At 58.7% G+C, this 21,075-nt stretch carries 20 protein-coding genes; 7 read left to right on the forward strand and 13 right to left on the reverse strand.

Annotated features, from left to right (window positions below; genetic code table 11):
* Positions 1-14: 14 nt before the first annotated feature.
* From ugpB to E7738_RS12475, 6 genes are all read right to left on the reverse strand, one after another.
* A complete protein-coding gene (gene ugpB / locus E7738_RS12450) occupies positions 15-1,331 on the reverse strand; it encodes a sn-glycerol-3-phosphate ABC transporter substrate-binding protein UgpB (RefSeq protein WP_058757579.1) in 1,317 nt (438 codons plus the stop codon).
* Between the two features lie 392 nt (positions 1,332-1,723).
* Entirely contained in the window at positions 1,724-2,437 is a 714-nt protein-coding gene (gene livF, locus E7738_RS12455; protein ID WP_394515681.1) for a high-affinity branched-chain amino acid ABC transporter ATP-binding protein LivF, read from the reverse strand.
* A gap of 1 nt (position 2,438) precedes the next feature.
* Positions 2,439-3,206 (reverse strand): high-affinity branched-chain amino acid ABC transporter ATP-binding protein LivG, encoded by a 768-nt coding sequence (gene livG, locus E7738_RS12460; protein ID WP_021508005.1) that lies wholly within the window; start codon positions 3,204-3,206, stop codon positions 2,439-2,441.
* The gene (locus E7738_RS12465; protein ID WP_059009892.1) at positions 3,203-4,474 is read right to left on the reverse strand and encodes a high-affinity branched-chain amino acid ABC transporter permease LivM; all 1,272 of its coding nucleotides are present in this window, start codon (positions 4,472-4,474) and stop codon (positions 3,203-3,205) included. Before E7738_RS12465 ends, livG begins: the two co-directional genes overlap by 4 nt.
* Positions 4,471-5,397 carry a high-affinity branched-chain amino acid ABC transporter permease LivH gene (gene livH / locus E7738_RS12470; RefSeq protein WP_010615899.1) on the reverse strand — a complete coding sequence of 309 codons (927 nt, stop codon included), beginning with the start codon at positions 5,395-5,397 and terminating at the stop codon, positions 4,471-4,473. Before livH ends, E7738_RS12465 begins: the two co-directional genes overlap by 4 nt.
* A gap of 150 nt (positions 5,398-5,547) precedes the next feature.
* Complete coding sequence (locus tag E7738_RS12475) at positions 5,548-6,675, reverse strand: branched-chain amino acid ABC transporter substrate-binding protein (protein WP_021508007.1); 1,128 nt, start codon at positions 6,673-6,675, stop codon at positions 5,548-5,550.
* 403 nt (positions 6,676-7,078) lie between these two features.
* Between E7738_RS12475 and panM the strand changes: the two genes are divergently transcribed.
* Positions 7,079-7,465 (forward strand): aspartate 1-decarboxylase autocleavage activator PanM, encoded by a 387-nt coding sequence (gene panM / locus E7738_RS12480; RefSeq protein WP_021508008.1) that lies wholly within the window; start codon positions 7,079-7,081, stop codon positions 7,463-7,465.
* A 236-nt stretch (positions 7,466-7,701) separates the two neighbouring features.
* On the opposite strand, the gene rpoH is transcribed toward panM, so the two are convergent.
* The 4 genes from rpoH to ftsY form a co-directional block, all read right to left on the reverse strand.
* Positions 7,702-8,559 carry an RNA polymerase sigma factor RpoH gene (rpoH, locus tag E7738_RS12485; protein ID WP_021508009.1) on the reverse strand — a complete coding sequence of 286 codons (858 nt, stop codon included), beginning with the start codon at positions 8,557-8,559 and terminating at the stop codon, positions 7,702-7,704.
* Positions 8,560-8,799: 240 nt separating this feature from the next.
* Positions 8,800-9,786 carry a permease-like cell division protein FtsX gene (gene ftsX / locus E7738_RS12490; protein WP_058770000.1) on the reverse strand — a complete coding sequence of 329 codons (987 nt, stop codon included), beginning with the start codon at positions 9,784-9,786 and terminating at the stop codon, positions 8,800-8,802.
* Positions 9,776-10,444 carry a cell division ATP-binding protein FtsE gene (gene ftsE, locus E7738_RS12495; RefSeq protein WP_021508011.1) on the reverse strand — a complete coding sequence of 223 codons (669 nt, stop codon included), beginning with the start codon at positions 10,442-10,444 and terminating at the stop codon, positions 9,776-9,778. The genes ftsX and ftsE overlap by 11 nt, the downstream gene beginning before the upstream one ends.
* A gap of 5 nt (positions 10,445-10,449) precedes the next feature.
* Positions 10,450-11,976 carry a signal recognition particle-docking protein FtsY gene (gene ftsY / locus E7738_RS12500; RefSeq protein ID WP_059009890.1) on the reverse strand — a complete coding sequence of 509 codons (1,527 nt, stop codon included), beginning with the start codon at positions 11,974-11,976 and terminating at the stop codon, positions 10,450-10,452.
* A 231-nt stretch (positions 11,977-12,207) separates the two neighbouring features.
* Between ftsY and rsmD the strand changes: the two genes are divergently transcribed.
* Complete coding sequence (gene rsmD, locus E7738_RS12505) at positions 12,208-12,807, forward strand: 16S rRNA (guanine(966)-N(2))-methyltransferase (protein WP_059009888.1); 600 nt, start codon at positions 12,208-12,210, stop codon at positions 12,805-12,807.
* Positions 12,797-13,063: a DUF1145 family protein gene (locus E7738_RS12510; RefSeq protein WP_021313674.1), complete on the forward strand. Its 267-nt coding sequence runs from the start codon at positions 12,797-12,799 to the stop codon at positions 13,061-13,063. Before rsmD ends, E7738_RS12510 begins: the two co-directional genes overlap by 11 nt.
* A gap of 43 nt (positions 13,064-13,106) precedes the next feature.
* Here the strand turns inward: E7738_RS12510 and E7738_RS12515 are convergent, their stop codons facing one another.
* Positions 13,107-13,463 (reverse strand): DUF2500 domain-containing protein, encoded by a 357-nt coding sequence (locus E7738_RS12515; protein ID WP_021508014.1) that lies wholly within the window; start codon positions 13,461-13,463, stop codon positions 13,107-13,109.
* 162 nt (positions 13,464-13,625) lie between these two features.
* Between E7738_RS12515 and E7738_RS12520 the strand changes: the two genes are divergently transcribed.
* Both E7738_RS12520 and E7738_RS12525 read left to right on the forward strand, forming a co-directional pair.
* Positions 13,626-14,255 (forward strand): lysoplasmalogenase, encoded by a 630-nt coding sequence (locus tag E7738_RS12520; protein WP_021508015.1) that lies wholly within the window; start codon positions 13,626-13,628, stop codon positions 14,253-14,255.
* 92 nt (positions 14,256-14,347) lie between these two features.
* Positions 14,348-16,615, forward strand: coding sequence for a zinc/cadmium/mercury/lead-transporting ATPase (locus tag E7738_RS12525; RefSeq protein WP_262256562.1), 2,268 nt, complete (start codon positions 14,348-14,350; stop codon positions 16,613-16,615).
* A gap of 18 nt (positions 16,616-16,633) precedes the next feature.
* On the opposite strand, the gene tusA is transcribed toward E7738_RS12525, so the two are convergent.
* On the reverse strand, positions 16,634-16,885 hold the full coding sequence (tusA, locus tag E7738_RS12530) for a sulfurtransferase TusA (RefSeq protein ID WP_021508017.1): 252 nt from the start codon (positions 16,883-16,885) through the stop codon (positions 16,634-16,636).
* 309 nt (positions 16,886-17,194) lie between these two features.
* Between tusA and E7738_RS12535 the strand changes: the two genes are divergently transcribed.
* The gene (locus tag E7738_RS12535; RefSeq protein WP_021508018.1) at positions 17,195-17,860 is read left to right on the forward strand and encodes a 7-cyano-7-deazaguanine/7-aminomethyl-7-deazaguanine transporter; all 666 of its coding nucleotides are present in this window, start codon (positions 17,195-17,197) and stop codon (positions 17,858-17,860) included.
* Between the two features lie 115 nt (positions 17,861-17,975).
* Positions 17,976-18,533, forward strand: a complete 558-nt coding sequence (locus tag E7738_RS12540) for a DcrB family lipoprotein (RefSeq protein WP_021508019.1) — start codon at positions 17,976-17,978, stop codon at positions 18,531-18,533.
* 84 nt (positions 18,534-18,617) lie between these two features.
* Here E7738_RS12540 and glgP read toward each other — a convergent pair whose 3' ends face one another.
* Positions 18,618-21,065 (reverse strand): glycogen phosphorylase, encoded by a 2,448-nt coding sequence (gene glgP / locus E7738_RS12545; protein ID WP_058769996.1) that lies wholly within the window; start codon positions 21,063-21,065, stop codon positions 18,618-18,620.
* Positions 21,066-21,075: the final 10 nt, after the last annotated feature.

Raw genomic sequence — 21,075 nt, forward strand, 5'->3', positions numbered from 1 at the left:
CCGCCATTACGGAGTTACTTCACTTGCTGTTCAAAGCGACGCAGCAGTTCGTTGCCGCGTTTCACCGCGTTGTCCAGCGCTGCCTGTGGCGACTGTTTGCCAGTCCACACGCCTTCCAGCTCTTCGTCGACGATGGTACGAATCTGCGGCATGTTGCCCAGACGCATACCTTTGGTGAACGGCAGCGGATCTTTATTCAGCATCTGCCGCGTGGCGATGTCCGCGCCCGGGTTTTTGTCATAGAAGCCCTGCTGTTTGGTCAGCTCATAAGCCGCGGTGGTGATCGGCAGATAACCGGTTTTCTGGTGCCATTCTGCCGCGATATCCGGCTGGGCGAGGAACTTCATGAACTCCGCCGCACCTTTATAAGTCGCTGCATCTTTGCCTTTCATCACCCACAGGCTGGCGCCACCGATAATGGCGTTCTGCGGTGCGTTCGGCACGGTGTCATCGTACGGCATCATGCCCACGCCAAAGTTGAATTTGGCGTAATGCTTAATGTCGGCCAGCGAACCGGATGAGGCGGTGGTGATACCGCAGTCGCCGTTATAGAACTTGGACGTCGACTCGTCTTTACGGCCAAAGTAGGTGAAATCACCTTTCTTATTCATCTCTTCCAGCAGCTGGATGTGGCGCACCTGCACGGGTTTGTTGAACTCCAGCACCGCGTCGGTACCGTCAAAGCCGTTGTTTTTGGTGGCAACCGGCAGGCCATGCCAGGCGCTGAAGTTTTCGATCTGAATCCAGCCCTGCCAGCCGCTGGCATAGCCGCAGCTCATGCCGGCTTTACGCAGCGCGGCGGCATCCTGTGCCAGCGCCTGCCAGGTTTTCGGTGGCTGATCCGGGTTAAGACCGGCTTTTTTGAACGCGTCTTTGTTGTAGTACAGCACCGGCGTGGAGCTGTTAAACGGCTGTGAGATCAGCTGGCCGTTGCTGTCGCTGTAGTAACCGGCAACGGCAGGAACAAACTGTTTCGGGTCCATCGGCACGCCGGCGTCTTTAAACACTTCATGCACCGGCACGATGGCTTTAGAGGCCATCATGGTGGCGGTGCCCACTTCGTAAACCTGCAGAATGGCCGGTGCCTTACCGCTGCGCACCGCAGCGATACCCGCGGCCAGGCTCTGCTCGTAGTTGCCTTTATAGGTCGGAACGATTTTGTAATCCGGGTGAGCCTGGTTAAAACGCTGTGCCAGAGAATCGACTTCTTTGCCTAACTCACCTTCCATTGAGTGCCAGAAAGGGATTTCGGTAGCAGCCAGCGCATTACCGCTGATCGCCAGACCGAGCAGCAGACTCATCAGGCGGGGACGAAGCGTAAAAGCGGACATAAGGGTTTCCTGTGCTTGTGGCGCGCGCGATATCACGCATTTTTTGTTCGCGAAGTAACATGACACGAGGAAATGACGGAAAAATAACAGGATTATGACGGGAATATGACGGGGTTAGTGCGCGCTGATGCCCTCACCCCGGCCCTCTCCCACAGGGAGAGGGAGATGAAAGGCCGTGCGCGCTGATGCCCTCACCCCGGTCCTCTCCCACGGGGAGAGGGGGATAAAAGGCGGTGCGCTGATGCCTTCTTCTGCAGGGCGAGAGAAGTCCGGGAGGATGCCAGGATAGCAACCTGGCCTGAATAACGCTGCCGTACGGTTCCCTCTCCCGCGTGCGGGAGAGGGTTAGGGTGAGGGCAAATCACCGCACCAACGTCATGACCAAAGCCAGGTCAGGCGCCTAAATACGCGCTTCGCACCGCTTCATTGGATAACAACGCTTCACCGCTATCCTCCAGCACCACGTGACCGTTCTCCAGCACGTAGCCGCGATCGGCCAGCTTCAGCGCCTGGTTGGCGTTCTGCTCGACGAGGAAGATGGTCATGCCCTCTTTACGCAGCTGTTCGATGGTGTCGAAAATCTGCTGGATAATGATCGGCGCCAGACCCAGCGACGGCTCGTCCAGCAGCAGCAGGCGCGGCTGGCTCATGAGCGCGCGGCCAATCGCCAGCATCTGCTGCTCACCGCCGGACATAGTGCCGGCGCGCTGCACTTTGCGCTCCGCCAGCCGGGGGAACAGCTGATAAACGCGCTCAATGCGCTCCTGATACTGCTGACGCGTCGCGAAGAAACCGCCCATCGCCAGATTCTCTTCCACCGTCATGCGCGAAAACACGCGCCGGCCTTCCGGCACGATGGCAATCGCTTCACGCATGATTTTTGCCGTCTGCCAGTCGGTAATGGTTTTACCATCAAAGGTGATGATGCCGCTGGTGGCACGCGGTTCGCCACACAGCGTACCGAGCAGCGTGGTTTTACCCGCGCCGTTAGCGCCAATCAGCGTCACGATTTCGCCCTGACTGATGTGCAGATTAATGTTGTGCAGTGCCTGGATCGGGCCATAGTGCGCACTGACGCCCTGTAAAGTTAAAATCGGGTTCGCCATGTTACGCCTCACCTAAATAAGCACGGATCACATCCGGGTTGTTACGCACTTCTTCCGGCGTACCGTTGGCCAGCGGCGTTCCCTGATTCACCACATAAATACGGTCAGAAATGCCCATCACCAGTTTCATATCGTGTTCAATCAGCAACACCGTCACCTTGTGTTCGCCGCGCAGTTCAGCGATCAGCTCATCCAGCTCGTGCGTTTCGCGCGGGTTGAGGCCGGCGGCCGGTTCGTCGAGCATCAGGATTTCCGGACGCGTCACCATGCAGCGGGCGATCTCCAGCCGGCGCTGCTGGCCGTAAGCCAGATTGCCGGCCTGGCGGTTAGCCAGCTCCAGCAGGCCAATGCGCTCCAGCCAGCTAGCCGCGCGGTCCAGCGCTTCGCTCTCGCCGCGCCGGAACGCCGGGGTTTTAAACAGCCCGGAGAACACGCCGCTTTTCAGGTGCTGATGCTGTGCCACCAGCAGGTTTTCAATCACCGTCATCTCACGGAACAGGCGCACGTGCTGGAAAGTTCGCACCACGCCCATGCGCGCAATCTTCTGCCCCGGCAGGCCCTGCAATGGCTGATCGCGCAGTTTGATGGTGCCGCCCGTTGGCTTATAGAAACCGGTCAGGCAGTTGAATACCGTGGTTTTCCCCGCCCCGTTCGGGCCAATCAGCGAGACGATCTCCTGCGGATGCAGTTCCAGCGCCACGTTGTTGACGGCCAGCAGGCCGCCGAAGCGCATCATCAGGCCTTCAACGGCTAATAAAGGCTGACTCATGCCTGCTCTCCTTGTTTTGCCTGTTTCAGCTTCAGGTGCGGACGCTTCATCGGCAGCAGCCCCTGCGGACGCCAGATCATCATCAGCACCATCAACCCACCGAGCACCAGCATGCTGTACTCGTTCAAATCACGCATCAGCTCGCGCGACACCACCAGCAGAATCGCGGCCAGGATCACCGCCAGCTGCGAACCCATGCCGCCCAGCACCACAATCGCCAGCACAAACGCGGACTCGACAAAGGTAAAAGATTCCGGGCTGACAAAGCCCTGACGCGCGGCAAACAGCGTACCGGCGAAACCGGCGAACACCGCGCTGATGGTAAAGGCCGTCAGCTTGATGCGCGTTGGGCTGAGACCGAGCGAACGGCAGGCGATCTCATCTTCACGCAGCGCTTCCCACGCACGCCCCAGCGGCATGCGCAGCAGACGATTGATGACGAACAGCGTCAGCACCACCAGCAGCAGCGCCACCAGATAAAGGAAAATCACGCGGTGATTGGGATCGTACGCCAGGCCCGTCAGATCGTGGAAGGTGGTCCAGCCGCCTTCACTGACGCGCCGGCCAAATTCAATACCAAACAGGCTCGGCTTGGGAATCTGCGCGATTCCGTTGGGACCGCCAGTGATTGATGTGCTGTTCAGCAGCAGAATACGCACGATCTCACCAAAGCCGAGCGTCACAATCGCCAGATAGTCACCGCGCAGCCGCAGCACCGGGAAGCCCAGCAGCAGGCCAAAGGCACCGGCAACAATGCCGGCCAGCGGCAGACTTTCCCAGAAGCCAAAGCCGTAATAGTGATTCAGCAGCGCAAAGGTGTAAGCACCGATGGCGTAAAAGCCGCCGTAGCCCAGCACCAGCAGGCCGGACAGGCCCACTACCACATTCAGGCCGAGGCCGAGCATCACGTAGATCAGCGTCAGGGTGGCGATATCCACGCTGCCGCGCGATACAAAGAAGGGCCAGGCGACGGCAGCAACAATCACCAGCAGCATCAGCAGCTTTTGTTTTGGTGTCGAACCGTCAAAACCCGGCAGCACCAGCCCTTTGCCACTGCGTTTGAACTTGCCCTGCAGCAGCGGTCGCAGCAGCTGGAACACAAACACCACTGCGCAGCCGAGGAAGATCCAGTTCCAGCGCACGGCGCCCGCATTCGCCACCACCAGTTTGGTGCCGTCGAGATCGAGGCGCATACCCATAAAGAAGCTGGCGAGCACCAGCAGCATCACCGTGGAGACCACGGCGTTAACCAGACCGAGGCGTTTCATACTTTCTCTACCTCCGGACGGCCCAGGATACCGGTTGGCATCACCAGCAGCACCACGATCAGCAGCGCGAACGACACCACGTCTTTATATTCGGTCGACAGATAGGCTGACGTCAGCGCTTCCGCAATGCCCAGCACCAGGCCGCCAATCATTGCGCCCGGAATGCTGCCGATGCCGCCCAGTACCGCCGCGGTAAAGGCTTTCATGCCAGCCATAAAGCCGATGAACGGGTTGATGGAGCCGTAAAACTGCCCCAGCAGCACGCCAGCCACGGCCGCCATCGCTGCGCCGATCACAAAGGTCAGCGAGATCACGCGGTCAGTGTTAATGCCCAGCAGGCTGGCCATTTTCAGATCTTCAGCGCAGGCGCGGCAGGCGCGGCCCATGCGCGAATAGCGGATGAACAGCGTCAGCGCCAGCATCGCGAGGAAGGTGACGACCCAGATAACCAGCTGCATGGTGGTGAGCGTGGCGGCAAAGCCGTTGCTCTCACCCAGCGTCCACTGGCCGGTGATCAGGCTGGGCAGCGCCAGATCGCGCGAGCCCTGCGTCAGGCTGACGTAGTTCTGCAGAAAGATCGACATACCAATCGCCGAGATCAGCGCGATCAGGCGTTTGGAGGAGCGCACCGGCTTATACGCCACGCGCTCAATACTCCAGCCATACGCGCTGGAGATAATCACCGCCATCACGAACCCGGCGGCAATCATCAGCCACGAGGTGTCGATACCCATCATCATCAGGGCGGCAATCACGATAAAGGAGACATAGCTGCCGATCATGTACACCTCGCCGTGGGCGAAGTTGATCATGCCGATGATGCCGTAAACCATGGTGTAACCGATGGCGATCAGCGCGTAGGTGCTCCCGAGGGTGACCCCGTTGAACATCTGCTGAATGAAATAGAGAAACTGCTCGGACATAGTGAGGACCTGCATGTAAACGGGAAATCCCCGGTGCGTTCGGCACCGGGTTAGGGTGAGAGCACCGCGTCGCAGCGCCTCATTCAGCGCGTGCGCGCGGTGCCGCACCCTGCCCTCGCCCATCAGGAGAGGGACAATTCAGGAGCGTGCTTACTTAACTGCGGTAGAAGAACCGTCTTTGTGCCATTTGAAGACGCCAAATTCGAAGCCCTTCAGATCGCCCTTCTGGTCCCAGCTCAGGTTACCCATCACGGTGGGCACCGGCGCACCCTCTTTCAGGTTTTTAGCAATCGCATCAGGCTCATCGCTTTTGCTGCGCTCAATGCCCGCCACCAGTGACTGAATAGCCGCATAGGTGGTCCAGACGAACGGGCCGGTTGGATCTTTGCGGTTTGATGCGCTGTTGGCTTTGATCGCGTCCACAATCGCTTTGTTGTCTGGCAGCTGGTCGTAGCGCTTCGGCAGCGTCACGTACAGGCCTTCAGAGGCGTCACCCGCGATGTTAGACAGGGAAGCGTTGCCGACCCCTTCTGGTCCCATAAAGCCGGCTTTCAGACCGGCGGTTTTGGCCTGACGCAGAATCTGGCCCAGTTCCGGGTAGTAACCGCCGTAGTAAACGAAGTCGACGTTCTCTTTCTTCAGGCGCGCGATCAGCGTGGAGAAGTCTTTATCGCCCGCGGTGATCCCTTCGAACAGCACTACGTTGCCGCCTTTGGCCTTCAGGGTTTTCTGCACGGATTCCGCCAGGCCCTGACCGTACTGCTGCTTGTCATGTACCACGGCAATACGTTTTGGTTTGATCTGATCGAGGATGTAGTTGGCAGCGGTCGGGCCCTGATCGGAATCCAGACCGGTGGTACGCATCACGTCGGCATAGCCGCGCGCGGTCAGTTCAGGCGCGGTAGCCGCCGGGGTGATCATCAGAATGCCTTCATCGTTATAAATGTCTGATGCTGGCTGAGTGGAGGAGGAGCACAGGTGGCCGATAACGTATTTGATGCCGTCATTGACCACTTTGTTGGCCACCGCAACCGCCTGTTTCGGGTCGCAGGCGTCGTCATATTCTACGCCGACCAGCTTGTCGCCGTTTACGCCGCCTTTGGCGTTGATGTCCTTGATCGCCTGGGCCGCACCGGTGAACTGCATGTCACCGTACTGCGCCACCGGGCCGGTTGCCGCACCGACAATCGCAATTTTGATGTCTTTCGCCAGTACCGCATGGCTCATCGCCAGCGCTACGCAACCCGCCAGTAATGCGCGTCCTTTACTCATTTTCATGCGAACTTCCCCATCTGTTGTGTCGTGTCTGTTGTGATTGGTTATTTATCTGCCAGTCAAAGAGCAAAACTGATTTGAGAATAATGAGTTAGCGCTCTTTTCTGGCATTTTTTGTTAAGAAGGCTTTATTTTTCAGGTTATTAAACAGGAACTTTCTTCTGTAAATCAACTGACATATTCAGTAAAAGCTGACGGGAACAGCAGATTACTCTGGTTTTTATGGCCGGTTTTTCACCACCAGGCCAGCGCGTTATGCTGGCTTTTTCAGCGATCGATGCTGGCTTACTCCACAATCCTGGCAAAGTGGCTGGCATTTGACCTCTTTTCATCGCAAAAAAGTGACAGCGCTCTGACTGTCTAAATTCGCTACACTAAGGCCTTTCTGCCAGTACAGGTAAGGGTTATGAAGCTCACTATTCAGCGCATCAGCACGCTGACACCGCAGGATCGACTGGATTTAGCCAAAGTCTGGCCGCAGCAGGATATCGCGCAGCTGGAAGCCAGCCTCAGTGAAGCGCAGCGGCTGTATGCAGCGCGCTTTAACGATCGCCTGCTCGGCGCGCTGCGGCTGGAGATTCGCGGCACGCTGGGCAAGATTACTCAGCTGGAAGTGCGTGAAGTCACGCGGCGGCGCGGCGTAGGGCAGTATCTGCTGGAAGAGACGATAGCGCAGAACAGCGCGCTGGATCACTGGTGGGTTGCCGATGACGGCGAAGACGATCAGCGCGTACGCGCGGCGTTTATGCAGGCGTGTGGTTTCCGCGCGCAGAGCGACGGATGGGTGCGTTGAGCGGCGAATTTACGCTGTGCAGAGCGGTGCGCATGATTGCGCCCCCTACGGGGATTGCGAACGAGTGTACAGATTGCGTGGGATCGTGATTAACGATGCCTATGCATGCGTGTCCTGTAGGGTCGCCATTCATGGCGACCGTGCTGTAATCCGCACAGGTCATAAGTCATCGCAGGTTATTGCGCGCATAAAAAAGGGCGACCCGCTGGTCGCCCCATTTATCTGTCAGCCGTTAATCAGGCTTCAATCGCCATACGCAGTTTCTTCATGGCGTTCTTTTCCAGCTGACGCACGCGCTCGGCAGACACACCGTACTGGTCGGCCAGCTCCTGCAGCGTGGTTTTGTTGTCATCATCCAGCCAGCGGGCGCGGATAATGTGCTGGCTACGCTCATCAAGGCTCAGCATTGCATCGCTCAGCTTGTCAGCAGCGTGCGCATCCCAGTTATCCTCTTCAATGCCGTCGGCAAAGTCAGAGGTTTTATCCTGCAGATACAGCACCGGTGCCATCGGCTTGCCTTCGCCCGCATCGTCATCAGATGACATGTCAAAAGTCATATCCTGGGCCGCCATGCGCGACTCCATTTCCAGCACGTCTTTGCTGCTGACACCCAGCTCGCGCGCCACCATTTCGACTTCATCCTGATTGAACCAGCCGAGACGCTGCTTGGTTTTACGCAGGTTAAAGAACAGTTTGCGCTGTGCTTTGGTGGTGGCAACTTTCACGATACGCCAGTTACGCAGCACGTACTCGTGAATCTCCGCTTTGATCCAGTGTACGGCAAACGACACCAGACGCACCCCGACTTCCGGGTTGAAGCGACGCACCGCCTTCATCAGGCCGATGTTACCTTCCTGGATCAGGTCCGCCTGCGGCAGGCCGTAACCGGAATAGTTACGAGCGATATGAACAACAAAGCGCAGGTGAGACAGGATCAGCGTCTTAGCTGCATCCAGATCGCCCTGGTAATGCAGCCGCTCAGCCAGTGCTTTTTCCTCTTCTGCCGTTAATACCGGCCAGTTGTTAGCAGCCCGGACGTAAGATTCCAGGTTGCCCAGAGGAGCAATCGCTAAAGTTTGCATTTCTTTGGTCATTCAAACCCTCACAAATTCAATGGACTTGCTGCTCGTTTCCCTGCGCAGCCGTTACATTATGTCAACGACGCGTGAAAACCAAAAGCAATCTGTGCTACTTGGACGTCAAAGTTATCCACAAGTTCAATTATAGCAGTGAATATTTTACACACAGATGACGGCGGGGGAAATCGGAGAAATCCTCTGCTCCCAGGTCGTCGGCAGCAGAGGAAGAGTATATCAAAAAATCGTTGCTATGGGTTACTGCGGCGTAAAACGACGTAAATGTTGCACTGTCGCCAGCCACGCGGCAATCCAGCCGATGATGGCCGCGATTAACAGCAGTAGCAGACCTTCATCCCACGAAAAGCCCTCCAGCGCGAAGCTGGTGCCGAAGACCGAGGCGACCTGCGCCACCACTGATTGCAGGCGCAGCACCAGTACTTCCGACAGAATCAGCGACAGCACCGCACCGCTGAAACCGAGCAGCGCGCCGCCGTAGAGGAAAGGCCGCAGAATAAAGCCATCGGTCGCGCCAATCAGCTTCTGCACGTTGATGGTGTCGCGCCGGGCAAAAATGCTCAGGCGCACGCTGTTGCCAATCACCAGGAACACCGCCACCACCATCAGCAGGCCGATCATTGACGCCACCTGCCCCACCAGCCCGGTGAGTGCGGCTAAACGCGCAAACCAGCTATCATCCATGCGCACTTCATCCACGCCCTGCACTTTCGCCACGCGATCGCGCAGATTGGCCATGGTATCGGAGTTCTGGAAGTTCAGCTTCGGCGTGATGATCGCCACCGCCGGCAGCGGGTTCTGCTCCAGCATATCCATCGCACCACCAAAGCCGGACCAGTTGCGGAACTCGCTTTGCGCCTCTTCACGCGTCAGGTAGTTCACCTTGTCCACGCCATCGAGCTTTTTCAGCTCGGCGGTCACGTTCTCTGCCGCCGTGTCATCCAGCGCTTTGTCGAGGTAAACCGTCAGCTGCGGCGCCGGATACCACTGCGCGGCGGCCTGGCTGACGTTTTTCCACACCATGTAGCACACGCTGGGCAGCGTCAGCGAAATCGCGATCACCATTACCGTCAGCAGCGTCGCCAGCGGCTGACGATACATGTCGGACAGCGTACCGCGCCACGCGTAGCGCCACTGCTCCTGCCAGCCGCCCTTCAGCGCTTTGCTCTTTGACGGCTGCTTCGCCGCTTTCGGCGCAGCCGGACGCTTGTTACGTTTATTGACCATCGTGGCCTCCGTGCAGACGTCCCTGATTAAGCGTCATCACGCGATAATTGCGGCGTGCGATCAGCCCGATGTCGTGCGTCGCCATCAGTACCGTAACGCCCACGCGGTTGAATTCTTCAAACAGGCGCAAAATATCTTCTGACAGCGCGTTATCGAGGTTACCGGTCGGTTCATCCGCCAGCAGCACCGCCGGTTTATTCACTACCGCGCGGGCAATGCCGACGCGCTGCTGTTCACCGCCAGAGAGCTGAATCGGATAACTTTTTGCTTTGTCGAGCAGGCCGACTTTGTCCAGCGCCGCCGACACGCGACGGCGAATATCCTCGCCGCTGGCCCCGGAAATAATCAGCGGAATCGCTACGTTGTCGTAGACCGAACGATCCATCAGCAAATGGTGATCCTGGAAAATCATGCCGATCTGGCGGCGCAGGAAAGGCACTTCGCTGTGACGCAGCCGGGAAATATCGTGACCGCTGAACCAGATTTGCCCGGCGCTCGGGCGCTCAATGCCACAAATCAGCTTCAGTAAGGTACTTTTCCCCGCGCCTGAGTGGCCGGTCAGAAACGCCATCTCACCGGGACGCAAATGGAAATCCACGCCCTGCAGCGCCTGGCGTCCTCCCAGATAAGCCTTACTGACCTCTTCAAAGCGAATCATGCCAATTATTCCTCTCGGGCAAACAGTGCCTCAATAAAGTCGGCGGCCTTAAACGGCCGTAAATCTTCGATGCCTTCCCCGACACCGATATAACGAATCGGAATGCCAAACTGATCGGCCACCGAGAAGATCACGCCACCTTTTGCAGTGCCGTCGAGCTTGGTCAGGGTGATGCCGGTCAGGCCGACCGCTTCGTGGAACAGCTTCGCCTGGCTGATGGCGTTCTGGCCGGTGCTGGCGTCAATCGTCAGCATCACCTCATGCGGTGCCTCTTCGTCCAGCTTCTTCATCACGCGGGTGATTTTCTTCAGCTCTTCCATCAGATGCGCTTTGTTCTGCAGGCGGCCGGCGGTATCGGCGATCAGCACGTCAACGTGGCGCGATTTCGCCGCCTGGATGGCGTCAAAAATGACCGACGCGGAATCCGCGCCCGTATGCTGCGCGACCACCGGGATATTGTTGCGCTGGCCCCAGACCTGCAGCTGCTCTACCGCCGCCGCGCGGAAGGTGTCCCCCGCCGCCAGCATGACGGACTTGCCCTGCGCCTGATACTGACGCGCCAGCTTACCGATGGTGGTGGTTTTACCCACGCCGTTAACGCCGACCATCAGGATAACGAACGGTGTTTTGCCCGCCACGTCCAGCGGAGCATCGACCTTTTCCAGAATGCCGGCCATTTCAGCCTTCAGCAGACCATACAGCGCTTCGGCATCACGCAGCTGCTTACGGCTGGCCTGCTGCGTCAGGCTGGTGATAATGCGGCGCGTGGTTTCCACGCCGACATCGGCAATCAGCAGCTGCTCTTCCAGCTCTTCAAACAGCTCGTCATCGATTTTTTTGCCGCGGAACAGGCTGATAAAGCCGGATCCGAGGTTTTCACGCGTTTTGACCAGGCTGCGTTTCAGGCGGGCAAAGAAGCCCTCTTTGGTGGGGCGCTCCTGCTCCTGGGCCACAATCGGCGCGGCCGCCAGCGGCAGATCGCTCACGGTGTCTGTCGCCACGCGCTCTTCTGCCGCGTCTTCGGCATAGGTTTCCGCTAACGCCAGCGCTTCCAGCTCTTCATCGCTCAGCGGTGCGTCTGCGTCCTCTGCGTCCTCTGCGTCCTCTGGCTGAGGCTCCTCAGATAAAACCGGTGCTTCAATAATCAGTTCTTCAGCCTGCGGCTCCTCTTCAACCGGCATCAGCTCCGGCTGCGGATGATCTTCCGGCAGTACCTCTTCTTCAATCGCGCTGACGGCAGCGATTTCTGCGTCATCAGCGTTAGCGTCGGATTCGGCTGCGGTTTCTGCTTCCGCGACGGGATGCGTTTCAGCGTCGGCGTGAACCGGCGATTCGGCCTGCTGTTCTGCCACCTGTTCAGTGACGATCACGGTTTCGGCGGCCTGCGCTTCGGCGCTTGCTAACGCGCTCTCTTCAGCGGCGGGTGCCGGTTGATCGGTCGGCTGCTGCTGCGCCTGCTCTTCCGCTGGCTGCTGCTCTTCTTTGCCAAAGCCCAGCCAGGAAAAAAAGCCGCGTTTTTTCTCTTTTGCCATTGTGTGACCACACTCCTCGATGGCTTATTCCCGGTAGCACGCTGTTCCCAGGGGATAAAAAATTCACTTTTTCGCGCGTGAGCGGCGTAAAAATCAGGCAATTACGTCCGCTTTATCAACTTAGTAGTCTAACACTTTCCTGCCAGCGCACCACAGCACCCTTTTTTAACGTTTCTTCTGCCTGCTACGCCCGTTAAACTACGCAACAAATTATGACGAGTTGTGAGCGAAATGAGTAAATCCCCCCGCAACAGCGGCGCGGCAGGCCAGATTCGCCTGATTGGCGGACAGTGGCGCGGACGCAAATTGCCGGTGCCGGACAGCGCCGGCCTGCGCCCGACCACCGATCGCGTGCGTGAAACGCTATTCAACTGGCTGGCGCCGGATATCCAGCAGGCGCGCTGCCTCGATTGCTATGCCGGCAGCGGCGCGCTGGGCTTAGAAGCGCTGTCGCGCTATGCCGCCTCCGCAACCCTGCTGGAACTGGAACGTCACGTGGCGCAGCAGCTGACGCAAAACCTGCACACGCTGCGCGCCAGTAACGCCAGCGTCGTCCAGACCAATACGCTGCAGTGGCTAAGCCAGCCTGGCGAGCCATTCGACGTGGTGTTTGTTGATCCGCCGTTCCGCAAAGGCCTGCTGCAGGAGACACTAACGCTGCTGGAGAACAATGGCTGGCTCGCCGCCCACGCGCTGATTTATGTTGAGAGCGAAGTGGAACACGGCACCCCGCTGGCCCCGGCTAACTGGGATCTGTATCGCGAGAAGATTGCCGGTCAGGTGGCCTATCGCCTCTATCAACGCCAACAGGAGACCGATGATGTGGCTTAATCTGGGACGTTTGCTGATGATTTGCGTCTGGGCATTTCTGCTGCTTAACCTGGTGCACCCCTTCCCGACGCCGCTGCGCTACTTTGTCCACGTTGCGCTGTTCTTTATGGTGGTGATGCACGGCCTGCAGTTGGTGCTGCTGCGTGCCACGCAGCCGAAGGAAGCGCCAAAGCTGAGCCGCGCCACGCAGGCGAAAATCTTCTTCTTTGGCGTATTTGAACTGCTGGCGTGGCAGAAAAAGCACTATCCGTCGTAACTCAAGACAGCGCGCGCGGCTTCAGCCCCGTGCGCTTTAGTGCCTATTGCGCCGGGGTAAAGCTGACAAAGCGCGTGCCCTGCATTTTCAGCTCGCCCTTCACGCCTTTGTCCATCTGGTGATAATCGCTGGCGCTGACGTTGACCTTAAAATCACCGGCGCCGTTCAGCGGATGGAACCAGGCTTCATACTTCATCTCTTCCGCCACAATCTCTTCGCGCTGACGCGAACGGCGATTGGGGGCCGGAAACTCTCGCTTGGTTTTCACTTCCACACTCATTGAGCGCACCGGTGAAGCGTCGTTGACCGCGGCTTCGCGGCGCTGCTTGATAAACTGACGGGTTGCCAGGATGGCAATTACAGCCAGGACGATAAAAAAGATTAGCGGTGGTTTGCTCATGTTTTCTCTCGCACTTTACGTCGGGGGTTAACAGATAAAAGACGCCAAAGCATACAACCAGAGTTGCCCGATTGTCACATTTGCCGCCAGTAACTTAAACTGAGATCGCGATTTTGGGAAAATTCATCAATGTGGGCGACACGTTCACAAAAGGGAGAAAAAATGCTTTGGTCTTTCCTTGCAGTCCTTTTTTCCGGTTGGCTGTATGTCGATGCCTCCTACCGCGGCCCGCAGTGGCAGCGCTGGCTGTTCAAACCCGTTACGCTGCTGTTGCTGGTTGCCTGGGCGTGGCAGGCTCCCACGCTTAACACCACCGACTACCTGATTCTGGCTGGCCTGGTCGCCACGCTGGTGGGCGATGCGTTAACCCTGCTGCCGCGTCAGCAGATGCTGTATGCGCTCGGCGCCTTTTTCCTTTCGCATCTGCTGTACACCATCAGCTTTGCCGCGCACATGACCATGAGCTTCTTCTGGCCGATTCCGCTCACCTTCCTGGTGATTGGTATCATCGTGATCGCCATTATCTGGTCAAAACTGGATACGCTGCGCTGGCCGATCTGTACGCTGATTGGTATGACGCTGGTGATGAACTGGATGGCGGCGGAAAATTACTTCTTCCGTCCGACCGATTACAGTTTCTCGCTGCTGGTGGGTGCCGTGCTGCTGTTGCTGGCTAACATCGTGTGGTTTATCTCGCACTATCGCCGTCGCTTCAGCGCTGACAGCGCCATCGTTGCCGCCTGCTACTTCGCCGGTCACTTCATGATTGTGCGTTCACTTTGGCTGTACTGAAAAAATTGACCTCACCGCTTGACTCTGGAGTCCACTCCAGAGTGTAGCATGCAGACTGCGGGCATCGGCCCGCTTCTGCAACCGGAGGTCACATGCATCAACATGCCCACTCTTGCCGCTGTGGCAAATCACACCGTCAGCCAAAACCGCTGTGCGCGGTACGCAGCGTTCAGCCTGCATCCCTGAAGATTTCCGCCGCGCAGCCGGTGGCCGCGTCCAGTGATTGTGGCTGCTGCACCAGCGATGACGACAGTCCCGGCGGCGGCGACGCCGACAGCGACAGGCGCGCATCCGCGTCCTATCAGTTCCGCTGGCAGATTGCCGGCATGGACTGCCCGAGCTGCGCCCGCAAAATCGAAACCGCCGTGCAAAAGCTGCCGCAGGTCGCCAGCGCGCGAGTGATATTCGCCAGTGAAAATCTGCTGGTGGAGGCGCACAGCGATATTCGTCCTGCTGTCGAACAGGCCGTTAACCACGCCGGCTTTAGCCTGAAATCCACTGAGAGCCCCGCACCGGCGGCGCGCCGCTGGCGCGATAATGCCTCGCTCATGCTGCTCACGCTGTTGATGATTGCCAGCTGGCTGCTGAGCCAGCTCACGCCGCTGTGGGGCGATCGCCTGTTTGTGCTTACCACGCTGGTCGGTCTGGTGCCGGTAGCCCGCAGCGCTTGGCAGGCCATACGCAGCGGCTCGCCGTTCAGCATTGAAACCCTGATGACTCTCGCCGCCGCAGGCGCGCTGGTGATTGGCGCCCATGCCGAAGCTGCCATGGTACTGCTGCTGTTCCAGCTGGGAGAACGGCTGGAAGCCTATGCCGCCGCGCGGGCGCGCCGTGGCGTCACCGCGCTGATGGCGCTGCGTCCGGACACCGCCACGCGCGTCAATGGCACACAGCGTGAGCAGGTGGCACTGGCGGCGCTCCAGCCCGGCGATGTGATTGAAGTGGCGGCAGGCGGTCGTCTGCCCGCCGATGCCGAGCTGCTGCACGCCAGCGCCAGCTTTGATGAAAGCGCGCTGACCGGCGAATCGCTACCGGTGGCCCATCAGCCGGGCGATGCCGTGATGGCAGGCGCAACCAGCGTGGATCGGCTGGTGACGCTGCGCGTGACCTCACAGCCGGGCCACAGCGCTATCGACCGCATTCTGCAGCTGATAGAAGAAGCTGAAAGTCACCGCGCGCCGGTGGAGCGTTTTATCGATCGCTTCAGCCGCCTCTACACGCCGGCCATCATGCTGCTGGCACTGCTGGTGATGGTGCTGCCGCCGCTGCTCGGATTCGGCGCCTGGCTGCCGTGGATCTACAAAGGGCTGACGCTGCTGCTTATTGGCTGTCCGTGCGCGCTGGTGATCTCCACGCCTGCCGCTATCACTTCCGGCCTGGCGGCGGCGGCTCGCCAGGGCGCGCTGATTAAAGGCGGCGCGGCGCTCGAACGCCTCAGCCGGGTGCAGGCGCTGGCGTTTGATAAAACCGGCACCCTGACCGCCGGTAAACCGCAGGTTACCAACGTGCAGCCGTTTGGCACGGATACACAGCAACAGCTGCTCAGCCTCGCGGCCGCTATCGAGCAGGGCTCCGGCCATCCGCTGGCGCGGGCGATAGTCGCGGAAGCGCAGCGCCAGCAGCAGGTGATTCCACCGGCGCAGCATCAGCAAACGCTGGCCGGCAGCGGCATTCGCGCACAAATCGACGGCGTGATGCATCAACTGCTGGCACCGCGTGATGCGGCGGCGCTGAGTGACACGCAGCAGCAGCAGATTGCGCAGCTGGAGGCACAGGGCAAAACCGTGGTGGTGCTGTTGCGCGAAGCACAGCCGCTCGGGCTGCTGGCGCTGCAGGATTTGCTGCGCGAGGAGGCGCGCAGTGCGCTGGCGGCGCTGCAGGCGCTGGGAATTCGCAGCGTGATGCTGACCGGCGATAATCCGCGCGCCGCCGCCGCGATAGCCGCCGAACTCGGCATCAGCTATCGCGCCGGTCTGTTGCCTGCGGATAAGGTAGCCGCCGTGCGTGAACTGGGCGAACAACAGCCGCTGGCGATGGTCGGCGATGGCATCAACGATGCGCCAGCCATGAAGGCCGCGACGCTGGGGATTGCCATGGGCAGCGGCACCGATGTGGCGCTGGAAGCGGCCGATGCGGCTCTGACGCAGAATAACCTGGCGATTCTGCCGCGCACCGTGCAGCTGGCACGCCGCACGCGCGCCATTATCCGTCAGAATATTGCGCTGGCGCTGGGGCTGAAGGCGATTTTCCTCGTCACCACGCTGCTCGGCTTTACCGGCCTGTGGCTGGCGGTGCTGGCCGATTCCGGTGCCACCGCGCTGGTCACCGCCAACGCGCTGCGCCTGCTGCGTCAGCGCTGAGGCGGGCGGATGCCGCGATCAGGCATCCGCGCCTTTCTGGATCAGATACTGGTACGGCAGGCTCTCGGTCTGCTGTGCCAGCAGCTGATGCTCCATAAAGCGGCAGAAGCCGGGAATATCACGCGTGGTCGCCGGATCGTCGGCGATGATCAGCAACGTTTCGCCCGCCTGCATGGTACGCACGGTTTTGCGCACCATCATCACCGGCTCCGGGCAGCGCAGCCCAAGCGCATCAAGCGTATGGTCCGCAGCGGAAAAAGGATCGCTCATGATTCTCTGTCTTTATTCAGGGTGGGCGCTCATTCTAACGCGCTACAGCGCGCGCGCAAGGCGAGAACGATTGCGCTAAAATTAACCATTGCATTTGTTGCGCAACACGCTAAGATGCCGTCCGATTTTTTATTAAGCAATACCAGACATCCCCAAGATCGTTGGCTTTTCTGCAAGGCGGCAAGTGCGCGTATCCCCGGGAGCTTACTGAAGTAAGTGACCGGGGTACGCAAGCGCGGCCAACGCAGCAAAAATGCCAACGATGAAGGGGATTGGGTTCCCTCACCCCATTTTTAAAAAAAGGCCTTTATGATCAACTTCTCTGCTCGTCAGCGCATGCATGCGCTATTCTGGCTATCGCTGTTTCACCTGCTGGTGATTACCTCCAGTAACTATCTGGTGCAGCTGCCGGTCGCGATTTTCGGTTTCCACACCACCTGGGGTGCGTTTAGCTTCCCGTTTATTTTTCTCGCCACCGATCTCACCGTGCGTATTTTTGGCGCACCGCTGGCACGGCGCATTATCCTTGCGGTGATGATTCCGGCGCTGTTTATCTCCTACATCGTGTCATGCGTGTTTTATCAGGGCGCGTGGCAGGGCTGGGCCTCGCTGCAGGAGGTCAATCTGTTCGTGGCGCGTATCGCCTGCGCCAGCTTTATGGCCTATGCGCTGGGGCAGATTCTTGATGTGCACGTGTTCAACCGCCTGCGTAAACTGCCGCAGTGGTGGATTGCGCCTGCCTGTGCCATGTTCCTCGGCAATATCAGCGATACGCTGGCCTTCTTCTTTATCGCCTTTTATAAGAGTCCGGACCCGTTCATGGCCAGCCACTGGGTGGAGATCGCACTGGTGGATTACAGCTTCAAAGTGCTGATCTGCATGGTTTTCTTCCTGCCTGCTTATGGTGTTCTGCTCAATGCGGCACTTAAGCGTCTGGCGGAACGTTCGGCTCAGCGCCAGATGAATTTCGGCTAATTGAACGTAGACGAAACGCCACGGCACGCTAAGATTTCCTGACAAAGCGCTGATTGCTTTTAAGCACCGATTCCGTTTTGATAACGGCTGATGGAAACCTTACGAAGGGATAAGAATGCGTAACTTAGTGAAATATGCGGGCATCGGCCTGCTGGTGTTAGGCCTGGCGGCGTGTGATCAGAAGAAAGACGACACGGCGGCAAACAGCAACGGCGCCAGCGCCAGTCAGTCAGCACAGACAGTAAACCTGATGGACGGTAAGCTGAGTTTCAGCCTGCCAGCAGGCATGTCAGATAAGAGCGGCAAGCTGGGTTCGGAATCCACCAATATGCACGTGTATGCCGATGAAACCGGCCAGCGCGCAATTATCGTGATTGCGGGCGATCCGACCAGTGAAGGACTGGATGCGCTGGCTCAGCGTCTGGAGCAGCAGCAGCGCAACCGCGATCCGCAGCTGCAGGTGGTGTCGAACAAAGCGGTGACGCTGAAAGACCAGCCGGCACAGCAACTGGATACGGTGATTTCCGCCAATAACCAGACCTCCTGGTCCTCGGTTATTCTGGCGAAGGTGGACGGTAAACTGCTGACGCTGCAGATCACCCTGCCCGCCGACAATCAGCAGCAGGCGCAGAGCGATGCCGATGCGATTGTGAAGAGTATTACCCTGAAGTAAGTTTGCACCAACGGTAGCGGCGCGATTTATCGCGCGTTGTTAAAAACCGCGCAATGAATTGCGCCGCTACAGAATGTGCCTCGTTTATAACCTCACCGGCGAAATATGCCAGATCTCATCCGCGTACTCCTGAATGGTACGGTCGGCGGAGAAATAGCCCATATTGGCGATGTTCAGCGCCGCACGCCGCTGCCACTCTTCCGGCTGACGATAAAGCTTATCCACCTTATCCTGGGTATCCACGTAACTGCGGTAATCCGCCAGCAGCTGATAATGATCGCCAAAGTTGACCAGCGCGTCGAACAGGTTACGGTAGCGCCCTGGCTCCTGCGGGCTGAAGACGCCGCTGGCGATTTGCGTCAGCGCCTGGTGCAGTTCCGCATCCTCTTCATAGTATTTACGCGGGTTATAGCCCTCAGTGCGCAGCTTCTCCACCTGCGGCGTGGTGTTGCCGAAGATAAAGATATTCTCTGCGCCGACGTGCTCGCGCATCTCCACGTTGGCCCCGTCCAGCGTACCGATGGTCAGCGCGCCGTTTAGCGCAAACTTCATGTTACTGGTGCCGGAGGCTTCGGTGCCGGCGGTAGAGATCTGCTCGGAGAGATCCGCCGCCGGAATGATGATCTGCGCCAGGCTGACGCCGTAGTTAGGGATAAACACCACCTTCAGCTTGTTCTTCACCTGTGGATCGTTGTTGATCACATTGGCAACATCGTTGATCAGGTGAATGATGTGCTTGGCGACGTAATAGGCCGACGCCGCTTTCCCGGCGAAGATATTGACGCGCGGCACCCACTCCGCGGTCGGATCGGCTTTGATACGGTTGTAACGCGTGATCACGTGCAGCACGTTCAGCAGCTGACGTTTGTATTCGTGAATACGCTTGATCTGCACGTCGAACAGCGCCTGCGGATCCAGCACGATATCCATATTCTTCGCCACCCACTCCGCGAGGCGCTTCTTGTTGGCGAACTTGGCATCGGCGATCTGTTCAATAAACGCCGGATAGTCAATGTGCGGCACCAGCTCGCTCAGCTGAGCCAGATCGGTACGCCAGGTGCGGCCAATGGCGTCATCCAGCACCTCTGACAAGGCCGGGTTGGCCAGCGCCAGCCAGCGGCGCGGCGTCACGCCGTTGGTTTTATTGCAGAAGCGCCCCGGGAACAGACGGGCAAAATCGGCGAACAGCGACTGCACCATCAGATTAGAGTGCAGCTCCGACACGCCGTTAACTTTGTGGCTAACCACCACCGCCAGCCACGCCATGCGGATGCGGCGACCATCGTTTTCGTCGATGATCGAGATGCGCGCCATCAGATCCCAGTCGTCCGGATAGTAGTCCTGAATGGTCTTCAGGAAGTAGTCATTGATTTCGAAAATGATGCTGAGGTGACGCGGCAGGATCTTGCCGATCATGTCCACCGGCCAGGTCTCCAGCGCTTCGCTCATCAGCGTATGGTTGGTGTACGAGAACACCTGGCAGGTGACTTCAAAGGCGTCGTCCCAGGTAAACTTGTGCTCATCAATCAGCAGACGCATCAGCTCGGGAATCGCCAGCACCGGATGGGTATCGTTGAGGTGGATGGCAATTTTGTCGGCCAGGTTGTCCCAGGTTTCATGCATCTGCCAGTGGCGATTGAGGATATCCTGCACCGTGGCGGAGACGAGAAAATACTCCTGGCGCAGACGCAGCTCGCGCCCGGAGTAGGTCGAGTCGTCGGGATAGAGCACGCGCGACACGTTCTCCGAGTGGTTTTTATCTTCCACCGCCGCGAAGTAGTCGCCCTGATTGAACTTGCCGAGGTTGATTTCGTTACTGGCCTGCGCGCCCCACAGCCGCAGCGTGTTGGTGGCATCGGTGTCGAAGCCAGGGATGATCTGATCGTAAGCCATCGCCACGATCTCTTCGGTCTCAACCCAGCGTACCCGGCTGCCTTCATGCTGCAACCGCCCGCCAAAACGCACTTTGTAGCGGGTATTAAAGCGCTGGAACTCCCACGGGTTGCCGTACTCCAGCCAGTAATCCGGCGATTCACGCTGCTGGCCGTCAACGATGTTCTGTTTGAACATGCCGTAATCGTAGCGAATGCCGTAGCCGCGTCCGGGCAGGCCCAGCGTGGCCAGCGAGTCGAGGAAGCAGGCCGCCAGCCGGCCAAGACCGCCGTTGCCGAGCCCGGGATCGTTCTCTTCTTCCATCAGCTCGCTGAGGTCGAGTCCCATCTCATCCAGCGCCTGGTTGAGATCGTCATAGATACCCATCGCCAGCAAGGCATTGCCCAGCGTGCGCCCCATCAGGAACTCCATCGACAGGTAATAAACCTGGCGCACATCCTGCGACAGTTGCGCACGGCTGGAGCGCAGCCAGCGCTCCACCATGCGATCGCGTACCGCCAGCAGCGCGGCGTTCAGCCACTCATGCTTGTTGGCGATCGACGGATCTTTACCAATGGTAAACATCAGCTTATAGGCGATTGAGTGCTTGAGGGCGTCAACCGTCAGCGTGGGTGAGGCATAGGTGAAAGGTGCGTTCATATGCGGTATC

This window comes from Pantoea sp. SGAir0430 (genome assembly GCF_043549295.1).

Coding starts and splice junctions, on each gene's coding strand:
- ugpB (WP_058757579.1), bottom strand. CDS start 1,331: ATGTCCGCTTTTACGCTTCGTCCCCGCCTGATGAGTCTGCTGCTCGGT.
- livF (WP_394515681.1), bottom strand. CDS start 2,437: ATGGCGAACCCGATTTTAACTTTACAGGGCGTCAGTGCGCACTATGGC.
- livG (WP_021508005.1), bottom strand. CDS start 3,206: ATGAGTCAGCCTTTATTAGCCGTTGAAGGCCTGATGATGCGCTTCGGC.
- E7738_RS12465 (WP_059009892.1), bottom strand. CDS start 4,474: ATGAAACGCCTCGGTCTGGTTAACGCCGTGGTCTCCACGGTGATGCTG.
- livH (WP_010615899.1), bottom strand. CDS start 5,397: ATGTCCGAGCAGTTTCTCTATTTCATTCAGCAGATGTTCAACGGGGTC.
- E7738_RS12475 (WP_021508007.1), bottom strand. CDS start 6,675: ATGAAAATGAGTAAAGGACGCGCATTACTGGCGGGTTGCGTAGCGCTG.
- panM (WP_021508008.1), top strand. CDS start 7,079: ATGAAGCTCACTATTCAGCGCATCAGCACGCTGACACCGCAGGATCGA.
- rpoH (WP_021508009.1), bottom strand. CDS start 8,559: ATGACCAAAGAAATGCAAACTTTAGCGATTGCTCCTCTGGGCAACCTG.
- ftsX (WP_058770000.1), bottom strand. CDS start 9,786: ATGGTCAATAAACGTAACAAGCGTCCGGCTGCGCCGAAAGCGGCGAAG.
- ftsE (WP_021508011.1), bottom strand. CDS start 10,444: ATGATTCGCTTTGAAGAGGTCAGTAAGGCTTATCTGGGAGGACGCCAG.
- ftsY (WP_059009890.1), bottom strand. CDS start 11,976: ATGGCAAAAGAGAAAAAACGCGGCTTTTTTTCCTGGCTGGGCTTTGGC.
- rsmD (WP_059009888.1), top strand. CDS start 12,208: ATGAGTAAATCCCCCCGCAACAGCGGCGCGGCAGGCCAGATTCGCCTG.
- E7738_RS12510 (WP_021313674.1), top strand. CDS start 12,797: ATGTGGCTTAATCTGGGACGTTTGCTGATGATTTGCGTCTGGGCATTT.
- E7738_RS12515 (WP_021508014.1), bottom strand. CDS start 13,463: ATGAGCAAACCACCGCTAATCTTTTTTATCGTCCTGGCTGTAATTGCC.
- E7738_RS12520 (WP_021508015.1), top strand. CDS start 13,626: ATGCTTTGGTCTTTCCTTGCAGTCCTTTTTTCCGGTTGGCTGTATGTC.
- E7738_RS12525 (WP_262256562.1), top strand. CDS start 14,348: ATGCATCAACATGCCCACTCTTGCCGCTGTGGCAAATCACACCGTCAG.
- tusA (WP_021508017.1), bottom strand. CDS start 16,885: ATGAGCGATCCTTTTTCCGCTGCGGACCATACGCTTGATGCGCTTGGG.
- E7738_RS12535 (WP_021508018.1), top strand. CDS start 17,195: ATGATCAACTTCTCTGCTCGTCAGCGCATGCATGCGCTATTCTGGCTA.
- E7738_RS12540 (WP_021508019.1), top strand. CDS start 17,976: ATGCGTAACTTAGTGAAATATGCGGGCATCGGCCTGCTGGTGTTAGGC.
- glgP (WP_058769996.1), bottom strand. CDS start 21,065: ATGAACGCACCTTTCACCTATGCCTCACCCACGCTGACGGTTGACGCC.